The sequence below is a fragment of the Gemmatimonas sp. genome, assembly GCF_027531815.1.
Taxonomy (GTDB): domain Bacteria; phylum Gemmatimonadota; class Gemmatimonadetes; order Gemmatimonadales; family Gemmatimonadaceae; genus Gemmatimonas.
The window spans coordinates 1-3,292 of record NZ_JAPZSK010000027.1 but is presented as its reverse complement, the minus strand read 5'-3'; the positions used below and the strand labels follow the sequence as shown (position 1 = coordinate 3,292).

The window sequence follows — 3,292 nt, the reverse complement described above, 5'->3', positions numbered from 1 at the left end:
TCGACACGCCGGACGGCCGCGCGCAGTACGCGCAGCGGTTCGCCGCGGTGGAGCCCGTCTTCGCGAATCTTCGCGCGAACAAGCGCCTCGATCGCTTCACGCTGCGGGGGCGCCTGAAAGTCGACACGCAATGGAAGCTGTACTGTCGCGTGCACAACATCGAGAAGATCGCGAAGAGCGGCTACGCGGCCTGAACCAGCGCGCCGCACCGCCCCGATGCGTCCGCAGCGACGCGTGAGCGCCCACTACAGGAACCCATTGGTCGCAGCACCGTTCGCGTCTGATTACTCGCGTTGAAGCGCACGCCACCTTCGAATACACGTTTTCCTACAGCTTCAACGCCCCCGCTCTGCGGCGGGGCCTCATGACAATGCGGCAGGCGAGCGCAGCGAGCCAGCCGCCATCCTTGATTCAGCCCCGTCCGCAGCAGCGATCGTTATGCCGCGCCGCGCCGCCGCGGCCGATGTAGCGCGTCAACGACCGCTGCGGGATTGTGAGCGGCGACTTGCAGGAGAGCCAGCGCTGGACCATCCGGTACGCGCCGACCTTGCTCCCAGTTCCGCAGCGTGGCGACGCTGACACCGATCATCAGCGCGAACTCGGCCTGCGACTGCCCCAGCTCCGCACGAACGGCCTTCACATCCGTGGGCTTGAACTGGCGTGAGCGTGACGGCTTTCGCTCGCCACGGCGGATGGCCCCTGCCTGTCGGACACTCTCCAACAGTTCGTTGAACGCGTCGGCCTTCATTTGAACACCTCGCGCACCACTCGGGCGAGAGCGCGCAGCTGCGTAGCGGTGAGATCCCCTTGCTCGTTCTTCGCGTACAGATAGAGCATGTAGCACACGCCGTCGTTGGCCGCCCAGTAGTAGATCGTCCGAACACCGCCGCGCTTGCCACGCCCGTCGGCGCCCCATCTCAGTTTGCGCAGGCCGCCGCCCCCTGAGATGAGCGCGCCTTGCTCGGGCCGCAGGTACAGGGCCGCCTGGAGCGCGCGGTACTGCTCGTCATCGAGGTGCCGACGCAACGCGGCCGTGAAGATCGGCGTCTCGATGAAGCGCATGGAGAACTATACGCCATTGGCGTACTGCGCGCCAGAGTGAGCACCGCCCGGTCGGTCGGCATAACGCGGGCTGCTGCAGCGGGCGCTGCAATACGATGCGCGCGCAGCGCGCTTCCGCAAACGCCCGCCTTCAGCAAGCACCGTTATGCCCACGGCGAGCAGATACTCCTCGAGCGGGCACCAACCAACTGAATGCTTTACGGAAGTTGATCCCATCCGTTTTGCTCAGTCCAGCGGATGGCTTTGGCGGTACTCCAGAGCGCGAACACCGAGAAGCCGGCGACAAACAACGAGAGTGACGTCTCTATCGGAAGCGGCGGAGACCAGCCGAACCGAGTAGCCACGGCTGCTGCACCGGCACCGAATAGAAGAAGCAAGAAGAAGGCATAGAAACCCCACGCGACCACGCGGTTCGGGACGCCAATCATCGTGATTCGCACAATCCACGGCGGCGTGACCGTAGCGGCGGCGGCCGTCACGTGGGCCTCACGATAGGCGGCGTCGAAAGCGGCGGCACCGATGCCCGCCTCCAGGGCCGCTCGACGGAGCTCGGGCACACTCACGCCTCCGGCCCTTTCTTGTGCATCGAGCGCGGCGGCACGGGCAAGCAGCGATTCAGCTTGAGGTATCGACACGCGATCGGAACCACCCTCGCTTGAACTCATGTGCTCAGATCCTCGATGGTTTTCGTTGCATAACGCGGGCTTCTGCAGCGGGCGCTTTAACAAAATGCGCGCGAAGCGCGTTTCCGAACACGCCCGACTGCAGCAAGCATCGTTAGGCTTTGCGCGCGCCCGAGGTCCGTATCCTTCGCCAGCTGCGCCATCCCTCTCGCCTTCGCCACATCCGCGATTGCCTGGAGGAAGAGATCGGGATGTCCGCTTGCCAGCGTCACGCTCAGATACTCGGCGATGACCCTTTCCGTCACCTTGGCGAGCGCCAAGCCGCCGAACTGACGGCGGTCCGGTCATGGATGGATGCTGCCATCGCAGCTCACCGGAGTCGATACTTCCGCAATGACACCACGTCGTCCGCATCGGCAGCAGCGACGATGACGTCATCCCCGCGGGCGAGCAGCGGCAGGTAGCTGTTCACGCGCGCGGGGAAGGTGACGCGGAAGAGCACGGCGCCCCTTTCGTCGAACACGGTGAAGGTGGAACTCGTCGCCGACTCGGCTCGGGTGTGCGCCACCCACAGGCGACCATCGAGGTCCACAAAGAGCGCCGCGATCCCCGGACGCGTGGTTGGAACCATGCTCCGATCAAACGTGCTCGTGCTGTACTTCGCCAGGCGCGTCTCCACCTGGCGAATGGCGTCCTCCCGCTCCGCGGCGGGGATAGCAAGGGCGGGGAACTCGATTGCTGTGCGGGCGAGCGTGTCGCGCCTTCCGTATGCCAGGCGCGCCACACGCGTGCCGCGTGCCGCGGCGCACCAGAAGTGACCGCGCCGGTCGGCGACTACGCCACCTCCCGTGGTGAACGGATAGGAACCCGTCGTCGCGCCTTTCCCCGGTGTCTCGGCGCGAAACGCCAGCGGCGGCGCGGCGCCTGAGGGACATTCCGGATACTCCAAAAAACCCGCCACAGCGCCGGCCTTCGTAATGCGGCGGTACCGAGCCTCTCGGCCGATCGCGAGCTCCACGAGTTCGCCCGAACGGTCGAACCAGGCGCCCCATCGGTAGCCATAGCCGGAGATCGGCACCGTGAGCGCCCGCTGATTAGCGCCCGAGCTGCTGAAAACAGTGAATCGACTGTTCGCCGGGTCATTCGCCCACACCGCGCCGTCCGGTGCCACGACAAGTCCGTTCGCGTTGCGTAGCTCGCCTGGACCGCTGCCCTTGCGCCCAACCGTCGACAACGAGCGCCCGGCGTCGTCATAGCGACGAATCACCTGATCCTTGAAATCCAGGGCCCAGACGTGGCCATTCGGAAGCACTACAAAATCGCGCAGATCACCGAACGGTTCACCGGATTCCGTTCCATCCACCTGCCACACCAGCGTCGCGGTGCGCGCGGTGAGGGATTGTGCGTGGAGTGGCGCGATGAGCGCTGTGGTGAGTGCCACGACCGTGGTAATGAGGCGGGTCCGCTCTCGATGACGCATGGTGCAATACTCCTCAATAGTGAAATGACCAGCTACGAGGCGTGAACAAGCCTAGGTCAGCGCATCTTTTCGGTGGGACGGACATCCTCGAGGTGCCGCTTGTAAGTGACCCGCAATGCGCCTAACG

At 65.0% G+C, this 3,292-nt stretch carries 6 protein-coding genes; 1 reads left to right on the top strand and 5 read right to left on the bottom strand.

The features are described from left to right. The coding region (locus O9271_RS18415; RefSeq protein ID WP_298273044.1) for a transposase at positions 1–194 on the top strand (194 nt) is incomplete at its 5' end. A gap of 242 nt (positions 195–436) precedes the next feature. On the opposite strand, the gene nadS is transcribed toward O9271_RS18415, so the two are convergent. The 5 genes from nadS to O9271_RS18390 all read right to left on the bottom strand — a co-directional run bounded on the left by nadS (position 437) and on the right by O9271_RS18390 (position 3,165). Further along, complete coding sequence (gene nadS, locus O9271_RS18410; protein ID WP_298273041.1) at positions 437–748, bottom strand: NadS family protein; 312 nt, start codon at positions 746–748, stop codon at positions 437–439. Beyond that, positions 745–1,062, bottom strand: coding sequence for a type II toxin-antitoxin system RelE/ParE family toxin (locus O9271_RS18405; protein ID WP_298273038.1), 318 nt, complete (start codon positions 1,060–1,062; stop codon positions 745–747). Before O9271_RS18405 ends, nadS begins: the two co-directional genes overlap by 4 nt. Positions 1,063–1,259: 197 nt before the next feature. Continuing rightward, positions 1,260–1,727, bottom strand: a complete 468-nt coding sequence (locus O9271_RS18400; RefSeq protein WP_298273035.1) for a hypothetical protein — start codon at positions 1,725–1,727, stop codon at positions 1,260–1,262. A 56-nt stretch (positions 1,728–1,783) separates the two neighbouring features. Continuing rightward, entirely contained in the window at positions 1,784–2,005 is a 222-nt protein-coding gene (locus O9271_RS18395; RefSeq protein WP_298273030.1) for a hypothetical protein, read from the bottom strand. Positions 2,006–2,055: 50 nt separating this feature from the next. Beyond that, positions 2,056–3,165, bottom strand: a complete 1,110-nt coding sequence (locus tag O9271_RS18390) for a hypothetical protein (RefSeq protein ID WP_298273029.1) — start codon at positions 3,163–3,165, stop codon at positions 2,056–2,058. Between the last annotated feature and the right edge of the window lie 127 nt (positions 3,166–3,292).

Coding starts and splice junctions, on each gene's coding strand:
- nadS (WP_298273041.1), bottom strand. CDS start 748: ATGAAGGCCGACGCGTTCAACGAACTGTTGGAGAGTGTCCGACAGGCA.
- O9271_RS18405 (WP_298273038.1), bottom strand. CDS start 1,062: ATGCGCTTCATCGAGACGCCGATCTTCACGGCCGCGTTGCGTCGGCAC.
- O9271_RS18400 (WP_298273035.1), bottom strand. CDS start 1,727: ATGAGTTCAAGCGAGGGTGGTTCCGATCGCGTGTCGATACCTCAAGCT.
- O9271_RS18390 (WP_298273029.1), bottom strand. CDS start 3,165: ATGCGTCATCGAGAGCGGACCCGCCTCATTACCACGGTCGTGGCACTC.